This window comes from Ensifer sp. ENS09, assembly GCF_014852425.1.
In the GTDB taxonomy this organism is placed as follows: domain Bacteria; phylum Pseudomonadota; class Alphaproteobacteria; order Rhizobiales; family Rhizobiaceae; genus Ensifer.
The window spans coordinates 1,156,299-1,180,831 of sequence record NZ_JACVBP010000001.1 but is presented as its reverse complement, the minus strand read 5'-3'; the positions used below and the strand labels follow the sequence as shown (position 1 = coordinate 1,180,831).

Annotated in this window: 22 protein-coding genes and 1 riboswitch; of the genes, 16 read left to right on the top strand and 6 right to left on the bottom strand. The window is 63.6% G+C overall.

What is annotated here, in order from left to right:
• The first annotated feature begins 2 nt into the window (after positions 1-2).
• The 13 genes from IB267_RS05900 to IB267_RS05840 all read left to right on the top strand — a co-directional run bounded on the left by IB267_RS05900 (position 3) and on the right by IB267_RS05840 (position 14,155).
• Positions 3-1,121 carry an ABC transporter ATP-binding protein gene (locus IB267_RS05900; protein ID WP_192446793.1) on the top strand — a complete coding sequence of 373 codons (1,119 nt, stop codon included), beginning with the start codon at positions 3-5 and terminating at the stop codon, positions 1,119-1,121.
• Positions 1,118-2,242 (top strand): ABC transporter ATP-binding protein, encoded by a 1,125-nt coding sequence (locus IB267_RS05895; RefSeq protein WP_192446792.1) that lies wholly within the window; start codon positions 1,118-1,120, stop codon positions 2,240-2,242. The genes IB267_RS05900 and IB267_RS05895 overlap by 4 nt, the downstream gene beginning before the upstream one ends.
• Complete coding sequence (locus tag IB267_RS05890) at positions 2,242-3,819, top strand: FGGY-family carbohydrate kinase (RefSeq protein ID WP_192446791.1); 1,578 nt, start codon at positions 2,242-2,244, stop codon at positions 3,817-3,819. Before IB267_RS05895 ends, IB267_RS05890 begins: the two co-directional genes overlap by 1 nt.
• On the top strand, positions 3,816-4,853 hold the full coding sequence (locus tag IB267_RS05885) for a 2-hydroxyacid dehydrogenase (protein WP_192446790.1): 1,038 nt from the start codon (positions 3,816-3,818) through the stop codon (positions 4,851-4,853). The genes IB267_RS05890 and IB267_RS05885 overlap by 4 nt, the downstream gene beginning before the upstream one ends.
• Positions 4,853-6,385, top strand: a complete 1,533-nt coding sequence (locus IB267_RS05880; protein WP_192447195.1) for a glycerol-3-phosphate dehydrogenase — start codon at positions 4,853-4,855, stop codon at positions 6,383-6,385. Before IB267_RS05885 ends, IB267_RS05880 begins: the two co-directional genes overlap by 1 nt.
• 10 nt (positions 6,386-6,395) lie before the next feature.
• The gene (locus IB267_RS05875) at positions 6,396-7,448 is read left to right on the top strand and encodes a class II aldolase/adducin family protein (protein WP_192446789.1); all 1,053 of its coding nucleotides are present in this window, start codon (positions 6,396-6,398) and stop codon (positions 7,446-7,448) included.
• Positions 7,445-8,731 carry an FGGY-family carbohydrate kinase gene (locus tag IB267_RS05870; RefSeq protein ID WP_192446788.1) on the top strand — a complete coding sequence of 429 codons (1,287 nt, stop codon included), beginning with the start codon at positions 7,445-7,447 and terminating at the stop codon, positions 8,729-8,731. The genes IB267_RS05875 and IB267_RS05870 overlap by 4 nt, the downstream gene beginning before the upstream one ends.
• Positions 8,728-9,579: a TIGR01459 family HAD-type hydrolase gene (locus tag IB267_RS05865; RefSeq protein WP_210335805.1), complete on the top strand. Its 852-nt coding sequence runs from the start codon at positions 8,728-8,730 to the stop codon at positions 9,577-9,579. The genes IB267_RS05870 and IB267_RS05865 overlap by 4 nt, the downstream gene beginning before the upstream one ends.
• Positions 9,580-9,591: 12 nt before the next feature.
• On the top strand, positions 9,592-10,530 hold the full coding sequence (locus tag IB267_RS05860) for a TIM barrel protein (protein ID WP_192446787.1): 939 nt from the start codon (positions 9,592-9,594) through the stop codon (positions 10,528-10,530).
• Between the two features lie 100 nt (positions 10,531-10,630).
• Positions 10,631-11,410 (top strand): DeoR/GlpR family DNA-binding transcription regulator, encoded by a 780-nt coding sequence (locus IB267_RS05855; protein WP_192446786.1) that lies wholly within the window; start codon positions 10,631-10,633, stop codon positions 11,408-11,410.
• On the top strand, positions 11,407-12,174 hold the full coding sequence (locus IB267_RS05850; RefSeq protein WP_192446785.1) for a triose-phosphate isomerase: 768 nt from the start codon (positions 11,407-11,409) through the stop codon (positions 12,172-12,174). The genes IB267_RS05855 and IB267_RS05850 overlap by 4 nt, the downstream gene beginning before the upstream one ends.
• Before the next feature lie 42 nt (positions 12,175-12,216).
• On the top strand, positions 12,217-12,660 hold the full coding sequence (locus IB267_RS05845; protein ID WP_043615766.1) for an RpiB/LacA/LacB family sugar-phosphate isomerase: 444 nt from the start codon (positions 12,217-12,219) through the stop codon (positions 12,658-12,660).
• Between the two features lie 211 nt (positions 12,661-12,871).
• Complete coding sequence (locus IB267_RS05840; protein ID WP_210335748.1) at positions 12,872-14,155, top strand: low temperature requirement protein A; 1,284 nt, start codon at positions 12,872-12,874, stop codon at positions 14,153-14,155.
• Positions 14,156-14,431: 276 nt separating this feature from the next.
• Here the strand turns inward: IB267_RS05840 and IB267_RS05835 are convergent, their stop codons facing one another.
• The 6 genes from IB267_RS05835 to IB267_RS05810 all read right to left on the bottom strand — a co-directional run bounded on the left by IB267_RS05835 (position 14,432) and on the right by IB267_RS05810 (position 20,378).
• The gene (locus IB267_RS05835) at positions 14,432-14,905 is read right to left on the bottom strand and encodes a 6,7-dimethyl-8-ribityllumazine synthase (protein ID WP_192446784.1); all 474 of its coding nucleotides are present in this window, start codon (positions 14,903-14,905) and stop codon (positions 14,432-14,434) included.
• Between the two features lie 92 nt (positions 14,906-14,997).
• Positions 14,998-15,147, bottom strand: a riboswitch (FMN riboswitch).
• A 123-nt stretch (positions 15,148-15,270) separates the two neighbouring features.
• Entirely contained in the window at positions 15,271-16,332 is a 1,062-nt protein-coding gene (locus tag IB267_RS05830) for an ABC transporter ATP-binding protein (RefSeq protein WP_192446783.1), read from the bottom strand.
• Between the two features lie 11 nt (positions 16,333-16,343).
• Positions 16,344-17,126, bottom strand: coding sequence for an iron ABC transporter permease (locus IB267_RS05825; protein WP_192446782.1), 783 nt, complete (start codon positions 17,124-17,126; stop codon positions 16,344-16,346).
• A complete protein-coding gene (locus tag IB267_RS05820) occupies positions 17,123-18,004 on the bottom strand; it encodes an ABC transporter permease subunit (protein ID WP_192446781.1) in 882 nt (293 codons plus the stop codon). Before IB267_RS05820 ends, IB267_RS05825 begins: the two co-directional genes overlap by 4 nt.
• A 184-nt stretch (positions 18,005-18,188) precedes the next feature.
• Positions 18,189-19,295, bottom strand: a complete 1,107-nt coding sequence (locus IB267_RS05815; protein WP_192446780.1) for an ABC transporter substrate-binding protein — start codon at positions 19,293-19,295, stop codon at positions 18,189-18,191.
• Positions 19,296-19,499: 204 nt separating this feature from the next.
• Positions 19,500-20,378 (bottom strand): MurR/RpiR family transcriptional regulator, encoded by an 879-nt coding sequence (locus IB267_RS05810; RefSeq protein WP_043615788.1) that lies wholly within the window; start codon positions 20,376-20,378, stop codon positions 19,500-19,502.
• A gap of 175 nt (positions 20,379-20,553) precedes the next feature.
• Between IB267_RS05810 and IB267_RS05805 the strand changes: the two genes are divergently transcribed.
• The 3 genes from IB267_RS05805 (at position 20,554) to IB267_RS05795 (ending at position 24,502) form a co-directional block, all read left to right on the top strand.
• Positions 20,554-21,327 (top strand): N-formylglutamate amidohydrolase, encoded by a 774-nt coding sequence (locus tag IB267_RS05805; RefSeq protein ID WP_192446779.1) that lies wholly within the window; start codon positions 20,554-20,556, stop codon positions 21,325-21,327.
• A 113-nt stretch (positions 21,328-21,440) separates the two neighbouring features.
• A complete protein-coding gene (locus IB267_RS05800; protein WP_192446778.1) occupies positions 21,441-22,988 on the top strand; it encodes an amino acid permease in 1,548 nt (515 codons plus the stop codon).
• A 149-nt stretch (positions 22,989-23,137) separates the two neighbouring features.
• Positions 23,138-24,502 (top strand): glutamine synthetase family protein, encoded by a 1,365-nt coding sequence (locus IB267_RS05795; RefSeq protein WP_192446777.1) that lies wholly within the window; start codon positions 23,138-23,140, stop codon positions 24,500-24,502.
• Positions 24,503-24,533 lie beyond the last annotated feature (31 nt).

The following is a 24,533-nucleotide window of genomic DNA, read 5'->3' as shown; positions in this document are numbered from 1 at the left end:
TCATGACCACCTTGCAACTGCAAAACATCGTCAAGCGCTACAAGAGCCAGACGGTTCTCGACGACCTCACTCTTGACGTCGCCGATGGCGAGCGGCTGGTGCTCTTCGGTCCCTCCGGCGCCGGCAAGACGGTGCTCCTGCGCCTCGTCGCCGGCGTCATCGAGCCGGACGAGGGCAGGGTGCTGATCGGCGGCGAGGACATGACCGATGTGGACGCCGAGCACCGCGGCGTCGGCATGGCCTTCCAGAACTTCGCGCTGTTCCCGCATATGAGCGCCTTCGACAACATTGCAAGCCCGCTGACGGCGACGCGCTCGTCGAAGGAAAAGATCGCCGCCGGCGTGCAGAAGGTCGCCAAGCTGCTGAAGATCGACCATGTGCTGACGCATCACCCGAAGGCACTGTCGAACGGTCAGAAGCAGCGCACGGCCCTTGCCCGTGCGCTTGTCGGCTCGCCGCCGCTGCTTTTGCTCGACGACCCGCTGCGTAACGTCGATGCCAAGTTGCGCTTCGAGATGCGGCTTGAACTGCCGCGGCTCCTGGCTGCGGAAGGCGCAACGGTCGTCTACGTCACCCAGGACTACAAGGAAGCGATGGCGCTCGGCGACCGGATCGCGGTCATGGCCGCTGGCCGTATCCGCCAGATCGGCACGCCGCAGGAGATCTACAACGCGCCTGCCGATATCGAGATCGCCCGGCTCTTCGGCGATCCCACCATCAACCTGCTCGATGTCACGCCGCAGCGCAGCGGTGGAGACGTCTTCGTCGAGCTTTCGAACGTCCGGGTGCGGCTTGGGGATTACGGCGCCGATGTCGTCGGCCGCCAGTGCGTGCTTGGCCTCCGTCCCGAGACGATCAGCTTCGTCGATGCGGCAGCACCGGGTGCCATCCCTGTGAGGGTGGAGGCGGAAACGCCGCTCAACGAAAAGACCGTAACGTTGGCGCTGACCGCCCGTGGCCGCGAAATCCTGGTGTCGCGGCCGGCCGGCACGCCTGGTCCGACCGCAGGGCCTGCCCATATTGCCGTCAATGGCATGCAGGCTTTCCTCTTCGACAAGGCGGGCGGTGCTCTTTTGCCGCGCGCCGACCTTGCAGCCAAGCGCAATGGAGAAGCGGCATGACCGACACCGCCCTTCTGATCAAGGACGTCGACAAGTTCTACGGCCCCGTCGACTACGGCGTGCATGCCGTGAAGAAGCTGAACATGGATGTGAGGAAGGGCGAGATCATCGCGCTGCTCGGCTCGTCCGGCTGCGGCAAGACCTCGACGCTGCGCATGATCGCCGGCTTCGAGGCGGTGTCGCGCGGCACGATCTCGCTTGCCGGACGCGAGGTCCAGACCCTGCCGCCGGTGCGCCGCAACGTCGCCATGGCGTTCGAAGGTTACTCGCTCTATCCGCCGCTGACGGTGCGTGAAAACATCGCCTTCGCGCTCAAGGCCTCCAAGCTCTCGCAGAGTGTCGTCGACGAGAAGGTGGCCGGCATCGCCAAGCTGCTCGAAATCGAGGACATTCTCGGGCGCTATCCAAGCTCGATCTCCGGCGGCCAGCAGCAGCGCGCTTCGCTCGGACGAGCGTTGATCCGCGACGCCAACCTGCACCTGCTCGACGAGCCGATGGGACAGCTCGAGCCGCAGCTTCGCGCGCTGCTTCGCGGCCGTATCAAGCATTTCATCAAGGAGCGCGGGCTGACGGCGATCCTCGTCACCCACGACCAGACGGAAGCCAACGCGCTTGCCGACCGTATCGCCGTCATGGAAGGTGGCGTGCTGCAGCAGTTCGACACGCCGCAGAAGATCAAGGAGCGGCCGGCCAATCTCTTCACCGGTACGTTCGTCGGCGAGCCGCCGATGAATGTCTTTGAGGCGAGCGTCACCGGCTCCGAAAGCAAGATGGCCTTTGGCCTCAAGGACGGCGTGCGGCTCGAATATCCGGCTTCGGATTTTTCGCATGCGGTGCGCGACGAATTGATCAAACGGCAGAAGGTGGTGCTCGGCATCAGGCCCTATTCGGTGCGCCGCAGCGCCGATGGCGTGACCGGACGGGTCGCCGTCAACCAGTGGCTCGGCGACCAAACCCATATTGCCGCGGACTTCGCCGGCGGCACCTTGGTGCTCGTCGAGCATGACCGCACGGAGCTCGATGTCGGCCAGCCGATCGGCATCCATCTCGACCCGTCGAGCCTGCACGTCTTCGACGGCGAGAGCGGCCGGGCGATCAGCCATGGACAGGAGCTCGCCTGATGCGGGACATCCTCATCGGCATCGATGCGGGGACGTCGGTCATCAAGTCGGTGGCCTTCGATCTTCGCGGCCGGCAGATCGCCACGGCGGCGCTGCCGAACGCCTATGAGGCCGTCGGCCGCGCCGGCAGCGTGCAGGATCTCGACCGCACCTGGGCCGACGCGGCAACGACGCTGAAGCAGCTCTCCGACAAGATCGGAAACCTCGCCGGCCGCGTCGCCGCGATCGCGGTGACCGGTCAGGGCGACGGCACCTGGATGATCGACAGAGCGGGTGCGCCGGTCGGCAAGGGCTGGCTCTGGCTCGACGCGCGCGCCGGCGAGACGGTGGAGCGGCTTCGCGCCGACAGCGGCGATATCGCCCGGTTCGAGAGCACCGGCTCGGGCCTTGCCGCCTGCCAGCAGGGGCCGCAGCTTCGCTGGATGAGCGACCATGCGCCCGAGATGCTCTCGGGCGTCGCCACCACGTTCCACTGCAAGGACTGGCTCTATTTCAAGCTGACCGGCAAGCGGGCGACCGATCCCTCCGAGGCGAATTTCAGCTTCGGCAATTTTCGCACCCGCAGCTACAACGACGATGTCATTGCCTTCCTTGGTCTCCAAAAATTGAAGCTCGTGCTGCCGGAGATCGTCGATGGCGCCACAACGCATCATCAGCTCTCAGGCGACGCCGCGAAGGCAACGGGCCTCACCGAGGGCACGCCCATCGTGCTCGGTTACGTCGATGTCGTCTGCACCGCGCTTGGCGCCGGGCTTTATGATCCGGGCACCGATACCGGCTGCTCGATCATCGGCTCGACCGGCATGCATATGCGGCTCGCCAATGGCGCCGACGATGTGCGGCTGAACCGGGACTTGACCGGCTACACCATGTGCATGCCGATCCCCGGCGCCTACGCGCAGATGCAGTCGAACATGGCGGCGACGCTCAATATCGACTGGATCCTCTCGCTGGCATCCGGCCTCTTGAAGGGCATGGGGGTCGAGAAATCCAAGAGCGATTTGCTCGCTTTTGTCGACGGCTGGCTGGCCGATGCCAAGGACACGCCATTGATTTTCCAGCCCTATATCTCGGAAGCCGGCGAGCGTGGCCCCTTCGTCGACGCGACGGCGCGGGCGTCCTTCGTCGGGCTGTCGATCACTCACCGCTTTCCCGACATGGTGAAGGCGGTGTTCGACGGGCTCGCCATGGCCGCGCGCGATTGCTACGCCGAGATGGGGCCGCTTCCAGGCCGCATCCGGCTGACGGGGGGCGCTGCCCGCAGCGCCTCGCTCCGCCGCATCCTCGGTGCGGCCCTCGGCGCCAGCGTCCAGACGAGCGAGCGGGAGGAGGCGGGGGCTGCCGGTGCGGCGATGATCGCCGCCGTCTCGCTCGGCATCTATCCCTCGATGGCCGATTGCCTCGGCGATTGGGTCACGCCCTATCAACGGCCGGCTGAAGCCGCCGATCCGGCGCTTGCCCGCCGCTATGACGAACTCTTCCCCACCTACCAGCAGTCGCGCACAGCGCTCAGGCCCGTCTGGCACGCACTCTCCCAAGGTGCGGCCGCGGGAACTCAACAGGAAACATCGAAATGAAGAAGATAGCCATTATCGGCGACCGGTTCATGCTGCCGGACGTGTTTCGCGACAAGATCGTCGAGGCAACCGGCAACGGCCATGACATCCGCACGCTCGAACTGCCCTGGCCGGATGTGCCGATGGAGCACGGTTATGCCGTCGAAGGCATGGACGGTCTCAAGGAATATCTCGGCAAGCCGGAAGAAATGATCGACTTCATCGCCGACGCGGAAATCCTGGTGACGCAGCTCGCGCCGCTGTCGCGCGGAATGCTCGAGGCGTTGCCCGGCCTTAAGCTCGTCGCCGTCTCGCGCGGCGGTCCTGTCAATATCGACATGGGAGCCGCGCGCGATGCCGGCGTTCGTGTCGTCAACACGCCCGGCCGCAATGCCAACGCCGTCGCCGAGTTCACGCTCGGCGCGATCCTTGCCGAAACGCGGCTGATCCGCGCCGGCCATGAGGCGCTGCGCAAGGGCGAATGGCGCGGCGATCTCTACCGCGCCGATCGCACCGGCCGCGAGCTTTGCGAGATGACCGTCGGCGTCATCGGCTACGGCAATATCGGCACCAAGGTGGTGCGGCTCTTGCGGGCCTTTGGCACCAAGGTTCTGGTGCATGATCCCTATGTGCAACTCTCGGTCGACGATCTCAACGCCGGTGTCGAGCAGGTCTCGCTCGAAACGCTGCTTTCCCGCTCCGATGTCGTGACGCTGCATCCGCGGGTCACCGAAGAGACGCGCAACATGATGAACGCGGAGACCTTTGCCAAGATGAGGCCCGGCGCAATCTTTGTGAACACTGCACGCGGACCGCTCTGCGACTACGACGCGCTTTACGACAATCTGGTGAGCGGCCATCTCTCAGCGGCGATGCTGGAGACCTTCGCGATCGAGCCGGTGCCGGAGGGCTGGCCGCTGCTGCAGCTGCCGAACGTGACGCTGACGCCGCATATCGCCGGCGCCTCGGTGCGCACCGTCACCTTTGCCGCCGAAATGGCGGCCGAGGAAGTCCGCCGCTACATCGCCGGTCTGCCGCCGGTCAATCCGTGCTGATGACAGGAGGAACGACGTTGAGTTCCGAGACCGGAATATACGATCTGTTCGTCGTCGGCGGCGGCGTCAACGGTGCGGGCATTGCACGCGACGCGGCCGGGCGCGGGCTCTCGGTGCTGTTGTGCGAGAAGGACGATCTGGCCCAGGGCACCAGCTCGCGCTCCGGCAAGCTGGTGCATGGCGGCCTGCGCTACCTCGAATATTACGAGTTCCGCCTGGTGCGCGAGGCGCTGATCGAGCGCGAGGTGCTGCTGCAATCCGCGCCGCACATCATCTGGCCGATGCGTTTCGTGCTGCCGCACAACCCTGAGGACCGGCCGGCCTGGCTCGTTCGGCTCGGGCTCTTCCTCTACGACCATCTCGGCGGCCGCAAGCGTCTGCCGGGCACCCGCAGCCTCGACCTTGCGACCGCGCCTGAAGGCGCGCCGATCAAGCGTGCGTATCGCAAGGCGTTCGAATATTCCGACTGTTGGGTGGACGACGCGCGTCTCGTCGTTCTGAACGCGCTCGATGCCCGTGATCGTGGTGCCCGGGTGCTGACGCGCACCGCCTGCAGCGCGATCCGACGGCGCGACGGGCTCTGGTCTATCGAGATGACCGATACGCGCACCGGCGCCAAGACCGAGGCGAGGGCGCGCTGTGTGGTCAACACCGCCGGTCCCTGGGTCAACGACGTCATCGGCCGGATCGGCGGCTTGAACTCCAGCCGCAGCGTGCGCCTGGTCAAGGGCAGCCACATCGTCGTGCCGAAATTCTGGGAGGGGCGGCAGGCCTATCTGGTGCAGAACCCGGACAAGCGGGTGATCTTCATCAATCCCTACCAGAACGACCTGGCGCTGATCGGCACGACGGATATTCCCTATGAGGGTCGGCCCGAGGACGTGGCGGCGGATAACAACGAGATCGCCTATCTCCTGAAATCGGTGAACCGCTACTTCAAGCAGCAGCTGACGTCTGACGATATCGTCCACAGCTTCTCCGGCGTGCGCCCGCTTTATGACGACAATGCCGAAAACCCGTCGGCGGTCACCCGCGACTATATCTTCGAGGTCGATGCGGCCGACGGGCAGGCGCCGCTGCTTTCGGTCTTCGGCGGCAAGATCACCACGTTTCGCAAGCTTTCCGAACATGCGCTGGAACGGCTGAAGCCGTTCTTCCCCAGGATGGGGCCAGCCTGGACGGCGAAGGCGCATCTGCCGGGCGGTGACATGGCGGAGGCCGATTTCGATTTGTTCCTGGGCGAGCTCAAGGCGCGCTATCGCTGGTTGCCATCGGACCTCGCCAAGCACTACGCGCGGCTCTACGGCACCCGGACACATGCGTTGCTGGCTGGCGCCACGTCGCTCGATGATCTCGGTCCGGCCTTCGGTCCGTTCTTCCGTGAGTGCGAGGCGCGCTTCCTGATTGAAAACGAATGGGCGCTGACGGCGGACGACATTCTCGACCGGCGCACCAAGCATGGTCTGCACATGACGCAGGTCGAGCGACAGGCCTTTACCCATTGGCTGGACCGCCAGCAGGCCGCGGCCTGAAGGAGAACGGATGCGAAGTCTGGAATTCGAAGCGCTTCTCGATCTCTCGGCCCGCGTCGGGGCGGACCCGCTGCTGGTGCAGGGAGCGGGCGGCAACACCTCGATCAAGGAGGGAGGAACGCTCTGGATCAAGGCGTCTGGCCTGTGGCTGGCGCATGCCCGCCAGCGCGACGTCATGGTGCCGGTGGCGCTCGAGCCCTTGCTCGAAGCACTAGATGCGAACGACCCGGCAACCGAGAAGGCGCAGGATTTCGTGATCGCAGAGCGCAATCCCTCTGGTCTGCGCCCCTCGATCGAAACGACGGTGCACGCGCTGATGCCGCAAAAGGTGGTGGTGCATGTGCACTGCGTCGAGACGATCGCGACGGCGGTGCAGACCAACGGTGCGGCAATCGCTGCCGAGCGCCTTGCCGGCTACCCCCATGTCTTCGTGCCCTACGCCCGGCCGGGTCTGCCGCTTGCGCGGGCGATTGCCGAACGGATGCAGGACAACACGTCGGTGCTGGTGCTTGGCAGTCACGGCCTGGTGGTCGCTGCTGAAACCGTGGTCGATGCGGCGATCCTGCTCACGGATATTACCCGTCGGCTGACCGGCGCACGCAGGATCGCTCCCGCCGCCGATGTGGCGGCGCTTTCGCGCCTGGCGGTCGACAGCGATTACCGTCTGCCGGAGGACGTTGCCCTGCATTCGGTCGCTGCAGATCTCGACAGTTGCCGGCTTGCCGCCGGCGGCAGCCTCTACCCCGACCATGTCATCTTCCTTGGCAAGGGTGTCGTGGTCGCCGCGCCCGGCGAGACCGCCCTTTCGATCGAGACGAAGCTGCGTGCGGCAGGTAACAGCCCGCCGCCGTTGCTGCTCTTCCCGGGCAAGGGCGTGCTGGTGCAGAAGGAGATTTCCGCCGGCGCCTTCGCCATGGCGCGATGCCTTGCTGACGTGACGACCCGCATTCCGGCGGACGCTCGGCTGCGCTACCTGACGGAAGCCGAAAACGCCGAACTTCTCGGCTGGGATGCCGAGAAATACCGACAGCAGCTCAACCGCGCGGGGCAGGTGCTGCAATGAGCGGCCAATTCGACAAGCTCGTCGTCGGCATCGACCTTGGCACTTCGGGCGCCCGTGCGGTCGCCATGGCGGTGGACGGGACCGTCGTCGCATCAGGTGCGGCGAAGCTCTCGGCTTTCTCCGCGGATCACCGCGATCCCGTGGGTTGGTGGAAAGCGGTGCAGGCGGCGCTTGAGGAAGCGCTTGGCTGTATCGACAGGCGGAAGGTCGTTGCACTTTCGATCGACGGCACGTCGGGCACGATGCTGCCGGTCGATCGGACGGGCGCGCCGCTGGCGACGCCAATGATGTACAACGATCCGGTTGCCGACCGCGCGCTGCTCGACGCGGTCTCGGCCCATGCACCGCGCGAAAGTGCTGCCCATGGCGCCACCTCCGGCCTTGCCAAGCTTCTCGCCTTTCAGTCGCTGCCGGGTGTCTTCCGGGTGATCCATCAGGCCGATTGGCTCGCGGGGCATTTCACCGGTCTCTACGATGTCTCCGACGAGAACAATGCGCTGAAGACCGGCTACGATCCCGTGTCGCGGTCCTGGCCGGACTGGATGGAAAGGACCGGCGCACGCGTCGAGCTTTTGCCCGACGTGCTGCCGGCCGGCGCGCCGATCGCGACGATTGCTCCGGAAGCGGCCGATGCTTTCGGGCTTTCGGATGACGTGGTGGTGGTTGCCGGCACCACGGACGGCTGCGCCTCGTTTCTGGCCACCGGCGCCGATCGTCCGGGTGATGGCGTGAGCGCCCTCGGCACGACGCTGACGGTGAAGATGCTGTCCGACCGGCCGCTGTTTGCGCCGGAATACGGGCTCTACAGCCACCGCATCGGCGAGATGTGGCTGGCGGGCGGAGCGTCCAATACGGGCGGCGTGGTGCTGGCCGAGCATTTCTCGCCGGAGCGGATCGCAACACTTTCGGCCGGGATCGATCCGGCCATCGACACCGGGCTCGGCTATTATCCGCTGGTGAAGCCCGGCGAGCGCTTTCCGATCGCCGATCCGGATTTCGCCCCGCGCATGAGCCCGCGACCGGCCGACGACGCGACCTTCCTCAAGGCAATCTTCGAGGGCATCGCAGGGGTCGAGAGCCTCGCCTATCAGCGGCTGACGTCGCTCGGCGGGCCGGCGCTCCGTTCACTCCGCAGTGTCGGCGGTGGTGCGAAGAACGCGGCCTGGAGCGCGATCCGGGCGCGAAAGCTCGGCGTGCCATTCCTGTCTGCGTCTTCCGAGGAGGCGGCCGCCGGCACGGCGCGGCTGGCGCTGGCCGGCGCGAGAAAGGCTGGTGTGCTGTGACGTTTGCCCAAGCGACTGCGATCGAGGGACTTGGCGAGATTGCCGATCGCTACGACGCCTTCCTGATCGATCAGTTCGGCGTGCTGCGCGATGGTCGCGGGCCCTATCCGGGCGCGGCCGAAACACTGGTTCAGCTGAAGGATGCGGGAAAGCGCATCATCATTCTCTCCAATTCCGGCAAACGCTCGGCGGAAAACGATCGCCGCCTTGCCGATCTCGGTTTCGTCTCGGGAAGCTGGGACTGGTTTTTGACCTCGGGCGAGGTCGCCTGGCAGATCCTCAAGCGGGAGGGCGAAGGCGCGAGCAGCGGTACGCGCAAGTGCCTGCTGGTCAGCCGCGACGACGACCAGTCGCCGATTGCCGGGCTAGACCTCGAACGCACGAAGAGCGGTACCGATGCCGATTTCGTGCTGCTCGCCGCGAGCGAGGGCGACGTCTACCCACTTTCGCACTATGAAGCGTTGCTTGCGCCTGCGGCAGCGCGCGGCGTTCCATGTCTCTGTACCAATCCCGACAAGGTGATGTTGACGAAGGAAGGGACCGCCTTCGGCGCTGGCCGCATCGCCGAGCTTTACGACGAACTTGGAGGCACCGTCCGCTGGATAGGCAAGCCCTTTGCCGACATCTATGCGTCAGCGCTCGAATTTCTCGGGCAGCCCGAGCTGACCCGGGTCTGCGCGATCGGCGACAGTATCGAGCACGACATTGCCGGTGCTGCGAATGCAGGGCTTCACTCGGTGCTGGTGACGACCGGGATCCTTGAGAACGCCTCCGGCGAGGAGCGTCGCAAACTCTTTGCCGAGCATGGCGCCAGCCCCGATTTCATTCTTCCGAAATTCATCTGGTAGGGGGAGCCGATCGTGGCCTTCACGCTGTCGCTCAACACCAATCCGCTGGTCAACCGCTTCGCCGAGCCTGACGACCTCATCGACACGATCGCCGAGAAGATTCGCATCGGCTACGTGCAGCTCACCCACGAATTCGTCAACCCGGGCTGGCCGGCGGCAACGATCGCCAAGACCCTCAGGCAGTTTCGTCGGGCAATCGACCGCACCGGCGTGAAGATCACCTCGGGTATGACCGGCCCTTATGGCCGCCTCAACCATTTCGGCCATCCGGACCCGGATGTCAGGCGCTACTATGTCGACTGGTTCAAGACCTTTGCCGATATCTCCGCCGAACTCGGCGCCTCCGGCATGGGCACGCAGTTCGCGATCTTCACGCTCAAGGATTATGACGATCCCGCGCGGCGCGAGGAGATGATGCGGATCGCCATCGACTGCTGGCGGGAGGTTGCCGAGCACGGCCGCGCGGCGGGGCTTTCCTATGTGTTCTGGGAGCCGATGTCGGTCGGCCGCGAGTTCGGCCACACGATCGCGGAATGCCGGACGCTCGATCGGCGGCTCGCAGAAGCGCAACTGCCGATCCCGATGAAGATGATGGTCGATATCGACCATGGCGACGTCACCTCCGATAACCCCGACGACATCGATCCCTATGCCTGGGCCGGTGCCTTCCCGGAGCGTTCGCCGATCATCCACATCAAGCAGTCGTCGATGAACAAGGGCGGCCATTGGCCGTTCACCGCCGCCTATAACCGCGACGGCCGGATCACGCCGGAGAAGCTGATCGGCGCGGTCAAGGCCGGTGGCGGCACCGACAACGAGATCTGCCTGGAGCTTTCCTTCCGTGAGCGCGAGCCGACGGATCACAACGTCGTCGAGATGATCCGGGAGTCGGTCGAATTTTGGGAGCCGCACATCGACACCGGCTTCAATCGCACAGAAAAATCACAATGAAAGATAACAAAATCACGTTCGATAAATTGAAATATCACAAATAGGTGTTATCTTCTCACGGTGAGCGTGGCTAAGGCTGCGCGCGATCGGGACCGAGACGATGAAGCCGGAAGACAGGCGACAGGCGATCATGGATGTGCTGATGGAGGCCGGAACGGCGTCCGTCGAAGACCTGTCCTTACGCTTTGGCGTCAGCAAGATGACGGTGCATCGCGACCTCGACGACCTCGAACAGGCGGGCCTCCTGCGCAAGGTGCATGGCGGCGCCTCGATCCAGTCGAGCCCGCAATTCGAAAGCGATTTCCGCTACCGCGAGAAGATCGCGATTTCGGAGAAGCGGCGCATCGCCGAACATGCGGCAAGCCTGATCGAGCCGGGGCAGAGCATCCTGATCGACGACAGCTCGACGACCGGCGCGATCGCCGATTGCATCCGCGATATCCGGCCGCTGACGGTCATCACCAACAATCTCGGCGTCATCACCAGCCTCTCGGGCGCCCCCGGCATCAATGTGATCGCGCTCGGCGGCCAGTACAGCAAGAAGTTCAACGGCTTCTTCGGCATCGTCACCGACGAGGCGTTGCGGTCGCTGCGCGTCGATGTCGCCTTTCTCTCTAGTTCTGCGATCGAGGGCACCACGGCCTTCCACCAGGACCAGGAGGTGGTGCAGGCCAAGCGCCTGATGGTGAAGGCGGCCAAGCGCAAATACCTGCTGGTGGACCACGACAAATTCGGGCGCTCGGCGCTCCATTTCCTGACCGGGCTTAATGCCTTCGACGCGGTGCTGACCGGTGCCGAAGTTTCGGCCGAACATGCAGCACCACTCGAAGAGGCGGGCATCCGGCTGGTCAGGGTCGACAATTCCAAGGAGAAAGCATGAAGAAGTCGGGCCTCTGGGTCGGAACCAGCTGGAAGATGAACAAGACGCTCGCCGAGGCGATGGTCTTTGCCGAGGGTCTTGCTGCGGCCGACGCATCGCGTGACGAGCGCATCCAGCGTTTCGTCATTCCGCCGTTCACGGCGGTGCGCGAGGTCAAGGCGCGGCTTTCCGGCACCAGTGTCAAGGTTGGTGCGCAGAACATGCATTGGGACGATGCCGGCGCCTGGACCGGCGAGGTGTCGCCGCTGATGCTGAAAGACTGCAACCTCGACGTGGTCGAACTCGGCCACAGCGAGCGCCGCGAACATTTCGGCGAGACCGACGGCACCGTCGGCCTGAAGACGGCAGCCGCCGTGCGCCATGGCCTGGTGCCGCTGATCTGCATCGGCGAGACGCTGTCCGAGCGCGAAGCGGGCGAGGCGGACCAAGTGCTGAAGCGCCAGGTCGAGGGCGCGCTTGAGCTTCTCGACGGCGAGGCGAAGAAGGCGACGATCCTGCTTGCCTATGAGCCGGTCTGGGCGATCGGCGTCAACGGTATCCCGGCGACAGCTGACTATGCCGACGAGCGCCACAAGCGCATCGCCGAGGTGGCGGAAGCGACACTCGGCCGGCGCGTGCCGGTGCTCTACGGCGGCAGCGTCAATCCCGGCAATTGCGAAGAAATGATCACCCAGGCGCATATCGACGGCCTCTTCATCGGCCGCTCCGCCTGGGACGTGAGTGGCTATCTCGACATTCTGCAGCGCGTCGCCAAGGCGATCTGAGCCTCCGGCCGTTGCAGCTCAAGAAGAACGAAAGGAACAATCATGAAGATTGCAATTGGAGCCGACAGCGCCGGCAAGCCCCTGCTGGATGTCATCGCCGCCCATCTGAGCGGCCGCAGCGACGTGGAAGTCGTCGACCTCAGCCAGTCCGGCTTCTATGCGGATCTCGCGCAGAACCTGGCGCAGCAGGTTGTCGAGGGCAAACATGACCGCGGCATCCTGTTCTGCGGCACCGGCATCGGCGTGTGCATCTCCGCCAACAAGGTGCCGGGCATCCGCGCGGCGTTGACGCACGACACCTATTCGGCCGAGCGGGCGGCGAAGTCGAACAACGCCCAGATCATCACCATGGGCGCCCGCGTCATCGGACCGGAACTGGCAAAGTCGATCGTCGACACCTGGCTCGCCTCCGAGTTCGACCCGAACGGCTCTTCGGCCGGCAATGTCGAGGCGATCAACCGCCTGGATGCGGCGCGAGCCGGTTGAGGAAAAGGGCGGGCGGCTTGCCGTCTGCATCCGGTTCCCGGTTCAAGGCCTAACCTATCTCGCGATGCCGTTGATCCTCCCTCAGGCATCGTGACGACACGCCCGGCAGCGATGCCGGGCGTTTTCATGTCCGGTCTTGTGCTTCGTCTTGACGAGGCTTCTGTAAATATTTGAATATTCTTGCGGATCGTCAAATGAGAGGCGCTGCCGCATGAGTGAAACCACCTCGACCGAGCCGCATCAAAGCGCGCACCACCACGTGGCGCGCATGAGCGGCCGCGACACGCATGAACATCACCGGACCGCGACGACGCTCGAGCTGCTGTTCGACCTGACCTTCGTCATTGCCTTCAGCCTGGCTGCTTCGCAGCTTGCCCATTTCCTCGCCGAGGGGCACATCTTTGCCGGCCTCTTCGGTTTTGCACTCGCGACCTTCTCGATCTGCTGGGCCTGGATCAATTTCAGCTGGTTCGCCTCCGCCTATGACACGGACGACTGGATTTTCCGCGCCGTTACCATGGTGCAGATGGTCGGCGTGCTGATCCTTGCGATCGGCCTGCCGCCGATGTTCGAGTCGATCGACAAGGGCGCGCATCTCGACAATGGCATCATGGTGCTCGGCTATGTCGTCATGCGGGTGGCGATGCTCTTCCAGTGGCTGCGCGCGAGCCGCCAGGACCCGGCACGGCGCAATGCCTGCCTCACCTATGTGAAGGCGATCAGCGTCGCCCAGATCGGCTGGATCGTGCTGATCTTCGTCGACTTCTCGCTGCTGGTGACCTTCGCCATGGTCGTCGGGCTCACGGCGATCGAAATGCTCGGCCCCTATTTCGCCGAAACGCGTGACGGCGGTACGCCCTGGCATGCGCACCACATCGCCGAGCGCTACGGGCTTCTTGCCATCATCGCGCTTGGGGAGGGGGTCGTCGGCACGGTCGCCTCGATCTCGGCCGTGGTCGAGGGGCAGGGCTGGGACCTCGATGTCGCGCTCGTCTGCCTCGCCGGCACTGGGCTCACTTTCGGCATGTGGTGGATCTATTTCCTGCTGCCGAGTGCGGAGATCCTGCACCACTACCGTCTCAAGCGGGCCTTCGTCTGGGGCTACGGCCACATGCCGATCTTCGCCTCGATCGTCGCCACCGGCGCAGGCCTGCATGTGGCGGCCTATTACATCGAGCACAAGGCGCATATCGGTTCAGTCGCAACGGTGCTGACGGTGGCGGTGCCCGTCGCGTGCTACATCGGGCTGCTCTACGCGATGTACGCCTATCTCATGCAGCAGGTGGACCGCCTGCACCTCTGGCTGCTCGTGGGCACCGCGCTGGTGCTGGCAGCGTCCGTGGTCGCGGCGATCGCCGGGCTCGATATGGCCAAGTGCCTGATCATCCTGATGCTGGCACCGGTCGTCACCATCGTCGGCTACGAGGTGGCGGGGCATCGACATCGCATGGCGGCTCTGGAGCGCAGCCTGCACAAGAGTGATGCGGTGCATTGATTTTGCGAGTCGAAACAGCGGGTTATTTGCTGTTGCTGGCGATGTGATTCAGGGGCTTCAGAGGTTGATTCAGGTACGGTTGCTGGGGCGATACGCCCCTCTCCCCGGCTTTAACCCGAGGACTAACCTCTCCCCGCAGGCGAGGAGAGGGGACGAGAACCCTCATGAACTCGGAGCTTCTGGTACGCCGTGCTTGATGGCACCGGGCGGCTAGGCGGCGGTTCCTAAAGCTGTCCTTCTCCCCGCGAGCGGGGAGAAGGTGCCGGCAACCGTTGATCAGGCGTTGACCAGCGCCAGCTTGGCGCGGGCGTCGAGGATCTGGGCGCAGGCGTTGGCCGCCTCCGTGCCCTTGGTCACGAAGTGCTCGCGGAAGAAGGCGATCAACGGTTCGCTTTCCTGGAAATTATGAGGCGTCAGCACGGCCGAAAGCACCGGCACGTTGGTGTCGAGCTGCACGCGCATCATGCCGTCGAGCACGGTGCCGGCCACGAAATCGTGGCGGTAGATGCCTCCGTCGACGACGAAGGCGGTGCCGAGGATCGCGGCATAGTGGCCGGTTTTGGCCAGCGTCTGTGCATGCAGCGGAATTTCGAGTGCGCCCGGCACGTCGAAGATCTCGACGTCGGCTGCCGAGCCGCCGAGCTTCGTCCATTGCGCGACAAAGGCATCGACGCAGCGGTCGACGATATCGGCATGCCAGCGGGCACGAACGATCGCGATCTTGGCTGTGGGGTGGGAAAGTATGGTCATGGTCTCAAGCCTTTCAGGGTTTGGCGTTTCCAATGATCCCGTCGGGCGAACATGCATGCGCGCGAGGTCCCTTCGCGGGAACCCACGTTGCTGCTTGCTCTCTTCCATCCGGACTGTGACCGTCGGCTCCGGAATCTGACCGGATCTGCTGACCCCCAGGGTGAAACCCTGAGGCGCTCGCGGGCTTCGGCCTTGCGACCGCTACCGCCGGTGGGGAATTTCACCCCGCCCTGAGAACAACGCGACTATATAGCGCGACCGCGCGCGGTCAAACGCACGGTGCGACGAAAATGCCGGAAATCACGACAGATTTTTGCAGTGTTTGGAGCCATCGGAAGAAATCGTTCCGATGGCTTTCAATCCGCTTACTCGCGGATGACCAAGAGATCCTTGGCGGCAAAGCGCAGCGTGACGTTGTCGCCGGAAACCGGCGGGGCAACACCCGGATTGTTGAACATGTCGAAGGAGATGACGTCGCCGCCGACGCGAAGGCGCGTGCGGATGACCGAGCCGAGGAAGCTCGTCGAGACGACCTCGCCGGCAAGCGACGTGTCACCCTTGGCGCCTTCGGCGATCGAGCCTGCTTCGGGACGCAGCGCCAGCGAAATGCTGTCGCCGCCCTTCATGCCGGCGATCGGGTCCTTCAGCGCCACCTGCTGGTTGCCAATGGTGACCGAGCCCGCGGCCGGGTCCGCCACCTTGCCCTCGATGATGTTGAGCGTGCCGACGAAGGACGCGACGAAGCGGGTCGCCGGCGTGTTGTAGATCTCGAAGGGGGTGCCGATCTGGTCGGCACGGCCGGCATTCATGACCACGATGCGATCGGAGATCGACAGCGCCTCTTCCTGGTCGTGGGTGACGAAGACGGTGGTGATGCCGAGCTGCTGCTGGATCTGCCGGATTTCTTCGCGCAGCGACACGCGGATCTTGGCGTCGAGCGCCGACAGCGGCTCGTCGAGCAGCAGCACCTGCGGCTTGACCGCAATCGCGCGGGCAAGCGCAACGCGCTGCTGCTGGCCGCCGGAGAGCTGGTAGGGGAAGCGGTCCGCCAGGTGCTCGAGCTTGATCAGCCCGAGCATCTGCTTCACCCTCGCGTCGATCTCCGACTTGTCTGTACCTGCGACCTTGAGGCCGAAGGCGACGTTGTCATGCACGTTCATGTTGGGAAACAGCGCATAGGCCTGGAACACCATGCCGATGTTGCGCTGGTTGGGCTTCAGCGAGTTCTGGTCGCGGCCGTTGATGACGATCTTGCCGCTGGTCGGGCTTTCGAAGCCGGCGATCATGCGCAGGACCGTGGTCTTGCCGCAGCCCGATGGCCCGAGGAACGAGACGAACTCGCCCTTTTCGATGTCCATGTTGAAATCGTGCACGACGTGAACCGGGCCGAAGGACTTCTTGATGCTGGTGAGTGACAGGAAACTCATGGGTGCGGTCCTCAGGCCTTAGGAGGCGCGCTTTTTTGAAAGCGCGAGACGAGCTGGATGAGGCCGAGGCAGCCCCAGGTGATGCCGAATGCAATGACGGCGAGTGCGGCCGGTTCATAGGCGCGGTTGGCGCCCAAGAGCTGCATGTAGGGGCCGAAAGCCGGGCGATTGAGCAGGGCCGCCATGGTGAACTCCCCGATGACGATGGCAAAGGTCAGGAAGGCGCCCGAGAGCACGGCGACGAGCACGTTCGGCAGAATGATCTTGGTAAGGATCGTCGTCCAGCCGGCGCCAAGGCTCTGTGCCGCCTCGGTCAAGGTGGCGACATCGATGGTGCGAAGACCCGTATCCACCGCGCGGTACATGTAGGGCAGCGCAAGCGTCGCATAGCCGAACATCAGGAGGATGTTGGTGCCGGTGAGCGAGCCCGTCAGCGGCAGCCAGCTCGAGGTGTTGTAGAGCCGGATGTAGCCGAAGACGATGACGATCGCCGGGATGACCAGCGGCAAAAGCGTGATGAACTCGATGATGGGACGCAGCCGCGGCAGCTTCAGCCGCACCCAATAGGCCGTCGGCACGACGAGCAGCACGCCGAAGAGGATGGTGAACAGCGCCTGCATCACCGAATAGGTGAAGGTCTCCTGGAAACGCGGATCGGCGAAGACCTTGGCGTAGGCGTCGAAGGAATACTCGCCGCGACGCATCTTGAGCGAGAAGTTGGTCATGCCGATGAGCGGCAAGATGAAATAGAGGAGGCCGAAAACGAGGGCTCCCCAGGCCCAGATCTTCTTCATTTCAGCCACCTTTCGCTGCGGCTGCGCAGCCAGATATAGATCGCGTTGGCGATACCGGTGACGACGATCATGCCGAAGGCGAGCGCGTAGCCGAGATGCGGATTGCCGAGCACGTCGCCGCGGATCTGAGCAAAGAGCAGGATCGGCACGATCGACAGCGACGAGCCGGTGAGCGCGATCGCGGTCGCAACGGCGCCGAAGGCATTGGCAAACAGCAGCGCCAGCGTGCCGAGCAGCGACGGCAGCAGGATCGGGAAGGCGACCATGCGCCAATATTGCAGGCCGGTTGCGCCGAGGATTTCTGCGGCCTCGCGCCATTCGCGCTTCAGGCCGTCGAGCGCCGGCGTGATGATCAGGATCATCAGCGGGATCTGGAAGAAGAGATAGGTGACCGTCAGCCCCCAGAATGAGAGCAGGTTGAAGCCAAGCATTCTGAGGTCGAGACCGAAGTTGGACCGCAGGAAGACGGTGACGATGCCGACCGGGCCGAGCGTCGCGAGAAAGGCGAAGGCGAGCGGCACGCCGGCGAAATTGGAGGCGACGCCGGAAAAGGTCAAAAGCGGCCCGCGGATCCCCTTCGGCAGGCCGCCGAAGACGATGGCTGACGCCATGGCAAAGCCGATCAGGCAGCCGAGAAGGGCGGAGGCGATGCTGATCTTGATGGAGATCCAGTAGGCGCCGAGGATCGACGGCGTGAACAGGCCGCGAATGTTGTCGAGCGTGAAGCCGCCATCGGGCGTCTGAAACGCGCCGACCACGATCTTCATCGTTGGCAGAAGCAGGAACAGCGTCACGAAGGCGGCAAAGGGCAGGATGCCCAGCCAGTGAAGCGGTAGGCGACGCGCCGGCGGGCTGGCGTCGGGTTTAGCAGATGACATTCCGTTCGCGCCCCTGAAGCCGCGTTATCGACGCGGGCGTTATCGATTGTTGCAAGCGAGAAGCGGGATGAAGTCGGAAGCCGCACGCAGATTCCGGATCTCGCTCCAAAGACTTGAATTTCTTACGAATAACCTATGCGCCCCGGCCGGAAAACCGGCCGGGGCGACATGTCTGTGGAAAGGCTTACTGGACGTTCGCGCCGACGACGGCATCCCAGCCACCGGTGACGGCAGCCTTGTTGGCGTCGACTTCTTCGAGCGTCGGGAAGTAGGCCTTTTCGTAAGCCGCTGCCGGCGGCAGGGCGTCGATCAGTTCCTGCGGAACCTTGCCGGCCTTGACCATGGCGTTGAAGCGGGTCGGGTGGCAGAAGCCCTTGAGCCAGCCGAGCTGACCTTCGTCGGAATAGAGGTGCTCCATCCACAGCTTGGCAGCGTTCGGGTGCGGCGCGTAGGCCGAGATACCCTGAACGTAGACGCCGGCGAGAACGCCGCTGGCCGGAACGACGACTTCGGTCGGCGGGTTGCCGTTGAGCGTCTTTGCCCAGCCGAGAGCGTTGTAGTCCCAGGCGACGACGATCGGGGTCGAGCCCTGGGCGAGCGTGCCGGACTTGCCGATAACAGGAACGAAGTTGCCGTTCTTGTTGAGTTCGGCGAAGTAACCGAGACCGGCTTCACCGGCTTCCTTGCCGGACTTTGCACCCTTGGCGAGGCCAGCGGCGAGAACGCCGAGGATCGCCTGGTTCGAGGCGCGCGGGTCACCGGCAAGAGCAACCTGACCGGCATATTCCGGCTTCAGCAGATCGGTCCAGTCCTTCGGTGCGTTCTGGACGAGGTCCTTGTTCACGAGGAAGGACATGACGCCGTAATAGTCGCCGTACCAGTAGCCTTCGGCGTCCTTGACGCTATCCGGGATCTCGTCCCAGGTGGAGACCTTGTAGGGCTGCAGCAGGCCTTCGGCCTTCATCTGCGGACCGAAGGCGAGACCGACGTCGACAACGTCAGGAGCCTGCGGGCCCTTGTTGTCCTTGTTGGCCTTGACGGCTTCGACTTCGTCGGCCGAGCCAGCGTCCGGGTTCAGTTCGTTGACCTGGATTTCCGGATACTTGGCCTTGAAGGAGGCGATGACGTCGCCGTAGCCGCACCAGTCGTGGGGCAGGGCGATCGTGGTCAGCATGCCTTCCTTCTTGGCGGCTTCGATGAGCTCGGCGCTCGGCTCGGCAGCGGCGATTGCGGTCGTTGCCAGGAAAATGGCGGTGGAGAGCGAAAGCAGGCGTTGGGTTTTTGAAATCACTGGTGTTCTCCTTATGGGTTTAGTCAAATTCGTGGGGTTTCAGTCGATTTCGGCGAAGCTGTTAAAGAGATGCGATGAAAGTAATGTGACAGGGGTTTATCCGTTCGCGCCGCGTATGTCGTTGTAAGAACATTTCTTTTTTGGCTTCGGCGGGCCACTGTCGCATAACTGCATGAAATCCTGTGAACGTGTCGGCGAATTCTCCTAGACCGGTTTGCGAAAGATGCGGGTGGAATCGAACAGTCCCTCGAGCGTTTTCATCCGATCCCGGGTCTCGTCCCAGTTCGAACTCTGTACGGCCTCGATCAAAGCCTCGATCAGGAACAGGATGACGACGGAGCTGTCCCAGGCGGACGGCACCTCGATCTGCGAGCGAAACACCCTGGAGGCGGACTTGGCGACCGGCGAACTCCAGCGATCGGTAAAAAGGATGATTTCGACGCCGCGCTCGCGGGCGGATTTGGCGAGCGTCACCATTTCCTGCTCGTAGCGGCGAATGTCGAAGAGAATCAGCACGTCGCCCTGGCGCATGTCGAGCACGTAGTGCGGCCAGGCGCTGGCATTGGAGGCGATCTCGATGACACCCGGGCGGATGACCTGAAGGTGGGTGAAGAGATAGTCGGCGAGCGAGCGGGTGATGCGGCCGCCAAGCAGGTAGATGCTGCGCTTGCGGTCGGCGATGAGGGCCGCTGCCGCATCGAATTCCTGCGGCTCGATCTGGGTCAGCGTCTCGCGCAGATTGCTGGTGATCGCGTCGGCAAAGCGGTTGAGCGTGTGGGTGCCGGGCGCATTGGCGGCCCAGCGGTCGTGCTTGGCGATCGGATTGGAAATCGTCGCTTCCAATTCCTGATGCAGCCGCGCCTGGAAATCCGGGAAACCGCGGAAGCCGAGCTTCTGCACCATGCGGGCGACCGTCGGTGTCGAAACGCCGGCGTTCTCGGCAACCGTGGTGATCGAACCGAGTCCCGAAACGGGATAATTGTCGAGAAGCGTCTCCGCCAATTGCTTCTCCGCGCGGGTCAGCACGGTGAAGTGGGCGTTGATCACATCCGACACGGTGGTGGACGTCGCCTTGCTGCTCAAATTGTCTCCCCTGAACCGATCTTAAGCCGGTTTGTGACAGATTAAACATCGCTGTCACAATTGGAGTCAATCGCAATTTTGAAGAGATCGTTTCAGATTTTGATTGACATGCGTCATCCTCTGAAGAATTCTTTTCATTAACGAACGTCTAACGGGGCAAGAGGGGATGCCGGTGTTGACGCGACTTTTGACCGAAGCAGATGGCGATCCGGTTGCGATCGAAAACGCCGGAGGCAAGGGCGATATCGTGCTCGTTTGCGAGCATGCCTCGCGCCTGGTTCCCGAGCGGCTGGGCACGCTCGGCCTCAGCGAGCAGGCGCTCGAAAGCCATATCGCCTGGGACCCCGGCGCGCTTGCGGTCGCCAAGCTGCTTGCGGCAAAGCTCGACGGGTCCTTGATCTATCAACGCTTCTCCCGCCTTGCCTATGACTGCAACCGCCCGCCGGAAGCAGATGCGGCGATGCCTGCCGTCAGCGAGGTATACGAGATCCCGGGAAACCGGACGATGTCGGCCGACGAACGCCAGGCGCGGGTCGACGAGATCTATCGGCCGTTCCACGATGCGGTCGCGCGGTTCGTGTCCGATCGCAAGGCCGCGGGACGCCCGCCTGTTCTCGTGACCATGCACAGTTTTACGCCCGTCTATTTCGGCAAGCCGCGCGCCGTCGAAGTGGGCGTGTTGCACGATGCCGACAGCCGGCTCGCTGACCACATGCTTGCGACCGCCACGAAAGGGCAGGTCGCCTACGATATCCGTCGCAACGAGCCCTATGGCCCGGCCGACGGCGTTACCCATAGCCTGATCGAATACGGCGTCCACAACGGATTGCCGAATGTGATGATCGAGATCCGCAACGATCTCATTCGCAATGACATCGGCCAAAGGGTCATGGCCGATTACCTGGAAGGGCTGCTGCGCAAGGGCACGGCGGCACTTTCGGCACAATAAAAGACCCTGGGGAGCGGCATTGCCGCGGTCCTGTTCCGGCTGGCCGGGGCAGGTGGTTGATGGGACCCTGCCGCAATGGGGCGGTGTGGTCTGAAGAAATCAGGGGAAGAAAAATGTCGGACTACAGCGATTCAGACAAAAAGCAGGACATGAGTGTCCTGCACTCGATGGGCTATGCCCAGGAGCTCGAGCGGCGCATGAGCCAGTTCTCGAACTTCGCGGTGTCGTTCTCGATCATCTGCATTCTTTCGGGCGGCATCAACTCGCTCGCCCAGGCGACCGCAGGCGCGGGGGGCGCGGCGATCGGCATCGGCTGGCCGCTCGGCTGCTTCATTTCCTTCGTCTTTGCCGTTGCCATGGCACAGATCAGCTCGGCCTATCCGACGGCTGGCGGCCTCTATCACTGGGGCTCGATCCTCGGCAACCGCTTCACCGGCTGGCTGACCGCCTGGTTCAACCTGCTCGGCCTCGTCACCGTTCTCGGCGCCATCAACGTCGGCACCTACTACTTCTTCATGGGTTCCTTCGGCACGCCGTACTTCGGCCTCGCCGACACGACGCTGACCCGCATTGTCTTCCTCGCCATCATCACCGGCGGTCAGGCACTGGTGAACCACATGGGCATCGGGCTGACTGCCAAGCTCACGGACTTCTCGGGCTACCTGATCTTTGCAACCGCGATCCTGCTTGCAGTCGTCTGCCTGGCCGCGGCCGACAGTTACGATATCGCCCGTCTCTTCACCTTCTCCAACTATTCCGGTGAAGCGGGCGGCAATGTCTGGCCGGAAACCTCGGGTACCTGGGTGTTCCTGCTCGGCCTGCTTTTGCCGATCTACACGATCACCGGCTACGACGCCTCGGCGCATACTTCGGAAGAAACCGTCAAGGCGGCCCATTCGGTGCCGCGCGGCATGGTCTCGTCGGTGCTCTGGTCGGCGCTCTTCGGCTACATCATGCTGTGCTCGTTCGTACTCATGATCCCGAACATGGACGACGCCGCCAAGCAGGGCTGGAACGTGTTCTTCTGGGCGATGGAAGCGCAGGTCCACCCTGTTATCAAGGACATCCTCTACCTCGCCATCCTCGTCAGCCAGTGGCTGTGCGGCCTGGCAACGGTGACCTCGGTGTCGCGCATGATCTTTGCGTTTTCGCGTGACGGCGGCCTGCCGGCCTCCAAGGCGCTCGCCAAGGTGAGCCCGACCTACCGCACGCCGGTCGCGGCGATCTGGGTCGGTTCGATCCTCGCAGTCCTCTTCGTCTGGGGCTCCTCGCTCGTCTCGATCGGCGAAACCCCGGTCTACACGATCGTCGTCTCGTGCACCGTCATCTTCCTGTTCTTCTCCTTCGCGATCCCGATCACGCTCGGCCTCTTCGCCTGGGGAACCTCGAAGTGGGACAAGATGGGCCCGTGGAACCTCGGCGAAAGCATGTTCAAGCTCTTCGCCGTCCTGTCGATCATCGCCATGGTGCTGATCTTCATCCTCGGCGTTCAGCCGCCGAACGACTGGGCGCTCTACATCACCGTGGGCTTCCTGGTCCTGACCGGCGCTGTCTGGTTCGGCTTCGAAAGCCGCCGCTTCCGCGGCCCGCCGATCGGTGACGAAGTGGCACGCCGCCAAGCGGAGATCGCCGCTGCAGAAAAGGCTGTCGGCCAGGTCTAAGCGACAACAACAAGGCGGGAGCGCGACCGCGACTTCCGCCTTTTCTTTTGCCGGAACCTTTCCGGTTGGTTGAACGGATCACGTTCACGCGGCCCAAAAATATCGTCATCAAGGGAACGGCCGCGTGACAGAACATGGGATGGAAGTTGATGAGCTATACGTTTGACGAGTTGAAGGAAGACGTCGCCGCCGGCCGCATCGATACGGTGCTTGCCTGCCAGGTCGACATGCAGGGCCGGCTGATGGGCAAGCGCTTCCATGCGCAGTTCTTCGTCGATGGCGCCTGGAAGGAAACGCATAGCTGCAACTACCTGCTTGCGACCGACATGGAGATGGAGACCGTTCCCGGCTACAAGGCAACAAGCTGGGAAAAGGGCTACGGCGACTATACGATGAAGCCGGACCTTTCGACGCTTCGCCGCATCCCCTGGCTCGAAGGCACGGCGCTGGTGCTCTGCGACATGCTCGATCATCACACCCATGAGGAAGTGCCGCATTCGCCGCGCGCGATCCTGAAGAAGCAGGTGGCGCGGCTCGAGAAGATGGGCCTCAAGGCCTATATGGCAAGCGAGCTCGAATTCTTCCTGTTCGACCAGTCCTATGACGATGCCCGCCAGTCCGGCTATCGCGACCTGCAGCTCGTCAGCGGCTACAACGAGGACTACCACATCTTCCAGACCACCAAGGAAGAGGATGTGATGCGGGCAATCCGCAACGGTCTGCAGGGAGCCGATATCCCGGTCGAGAACTCCAAGGGTGAAGCATCGGCCGGCCAGGAAGAAATCAACGTGCGTTATGCCGACGCGCTGACGATGGCCGACCGGCATGCGATCATCAAGAACGGCTGCAAGGAAATCGCCTGGTCGCGCGGCAAGGCGATCACTTTCCTCGCCAAGTGGAACTATCAGGCTGCCGGTTCCTCCTCGCATATTCACCAGTCGCTCTGGAGCGCCGACGGCAAGTCGTCGAAGTTCTACGACGAAAGCGGCAAATACGGCATGTCGGAGATGATGCGCCACTATGTGGCAGGCCTTCTCACCCATGCCAGCGAGATCACCTACTTCCTTGCGCCTTACATCAACTCCTACAAGCGTTTCATGGCCGGCACGTTTGCGCCGACCAAGGCGGTCTGGAGCAAGGACAACCGCACGGCCGGCTATCGCCTGTGCGGCGAGGACACCAAGGCGATCCGCATCGAATGCCGCGTCGGCGGCTCCGATCTTAATCCCTATCTCGCCTTTGCCGCTTTGATCGCGGCGGGCATTTCCGGTATCGAGAACAAGATGGAATTGGAAGCGCCCTTCGTCGGCGATGCCTATGGCGGCAAGGATGTGCGCGAGATCCCGCGCACGCTTCGCGACGCGACGGCGGCCCTGACGGAATCGAAGATGCTGCGCGCCGCCTTTGGCGACGAGGTCATCGAACACTATGCGCGGGCGGGGCGCTGGGAGCAGGAAGAATACGACCGCCGCGTCACCGACTGGGAGGTCGCGCGCGGTTTCGAACGGGCCTGACCCGCGACACAATCACTCACAAGGATGGCCG

Excerpts from the sequence above, each read along its gene's own strand:
- IB267_RS05900 (WP_192446793.1), top strand. The coding sequence starts at position 3 with ATGACCACCTTGCAACTGCAAAACATCGTCAAGCGCTACAAGAGCCAG.
- IB267_RS05895 (WP_192446792.1), top strand. The coding sequence starts at position 1,118 with ATGACCGACACCGCCCTTCTGATCAAGGACGTCGACAAGTTCTACGGC.
- IB267_RS05890 (WP_192446791.1), top strand. The coding sequence starts at position 2,242 with ATGCGGGACATCCTCATCGGCATCGATGCGGGGACGTCGGTCATCAAG.
- IB267_RS05885 (WP_192446790.1), top strand. The coding sequence starts at position 3,816 with ATGAAGAAGATAGCCATTATCGGCGACCGGTTCATGCTGCCGGACGTG.
- IB267_RS05880 (WP_192447195.1), top strand. The coding sequence starts at position 4,853 with ATGACAGGAGGAACGACGTTGAGTTCCGAGACCGGAATATACGATCTG.
- IB267_RS05875 (WP_192446789.1), top strand. The coding sequence starts at position 6,396 with ATGCGAAGTCTGGAATTCGAAGCGCTTCTCGATCTCTCGGCCCGCGTC.
- IB267_RS05870 (WP_192446788.1), top strand. The coding sequence starts at position 7,445 with ATGAGCGGCCAATTCGACAAGCTCGTCGTCGGCATCGACCTTGGCACT.
- IB267_RS05855 (WP_192446786.1), top strand. The coding sequence starts at position 10,631 with ATGAAGCCGGAAGACAGGCGACAGGCGATCATGGATGTGCTGATGGAG.
- IB267_RS05850 (WP_192446785.1), top strand. The coding sequence starts at position 11,407 with ATGAAGAAGTCGGGCCTCTGGGTCGGAACCAGCTGGAAGATGAACAAG.
- IB267_RS05845 (WP_043615766.1), top strand. The coding sequence starts at position 12,217 with ATGAAGATTGCAATTGGAGCCGACAGCGCCGGCAAGCCCCTGCTGGAT.
- IB267_RS05840 (WP_210335748.1), top strand. The coding sequence starts at position 12,872 with ATGAGTGAAACCACCTCGACCGAGCCGCATCAAAGCGCGCACCACCAC.
- IB267_RS05835 (WP_192446784.1), bottom strand. The coding sequence starts at position 14,905 with ATGACCATACTTTCCCACCCCACAGCCAAGATCGCGATCGTTCGTGCC.
- IB267_RS05830 (WP_192446783.1), bottom strand. The coding sequence starts at position 16,332 with ATGAGTTTCCTGTCACTCACCAGCATCAAGAAGTCCTTCGGCCCGGTT.
- IB267_RS05825 (WP_192446782.1), bottom strand. The coding sequence starts at position 17,126 with ATGAAGAAGATCTGGGCCTGGGGAGCCCTCGTTTTCGGCCTCCTCTAT.
- IB267_RS05820 (WP_192446781.1), bottom strand. The coding sequence starts at position 18,004 with ATGTCATCTGCTAAACCCGACGCCAGCCCGCCGGCGCGTCGCCTACCG.
- IB267_RS05800 (WP_192446778.1), top strand. The coding sequence starts at position 21,441 with ATGTCGGACTACAGCGATTCAGACAAAAAGCAGGACATGAGTGTCCTG.
- IB267_RS05795 (WP_192446777.1), top strand. The coding sequence starts at position 23,138 with ATGAGCTATACGTTTGACGAGTTGAAGGAAGACGTCGCCGCCGGCCGC.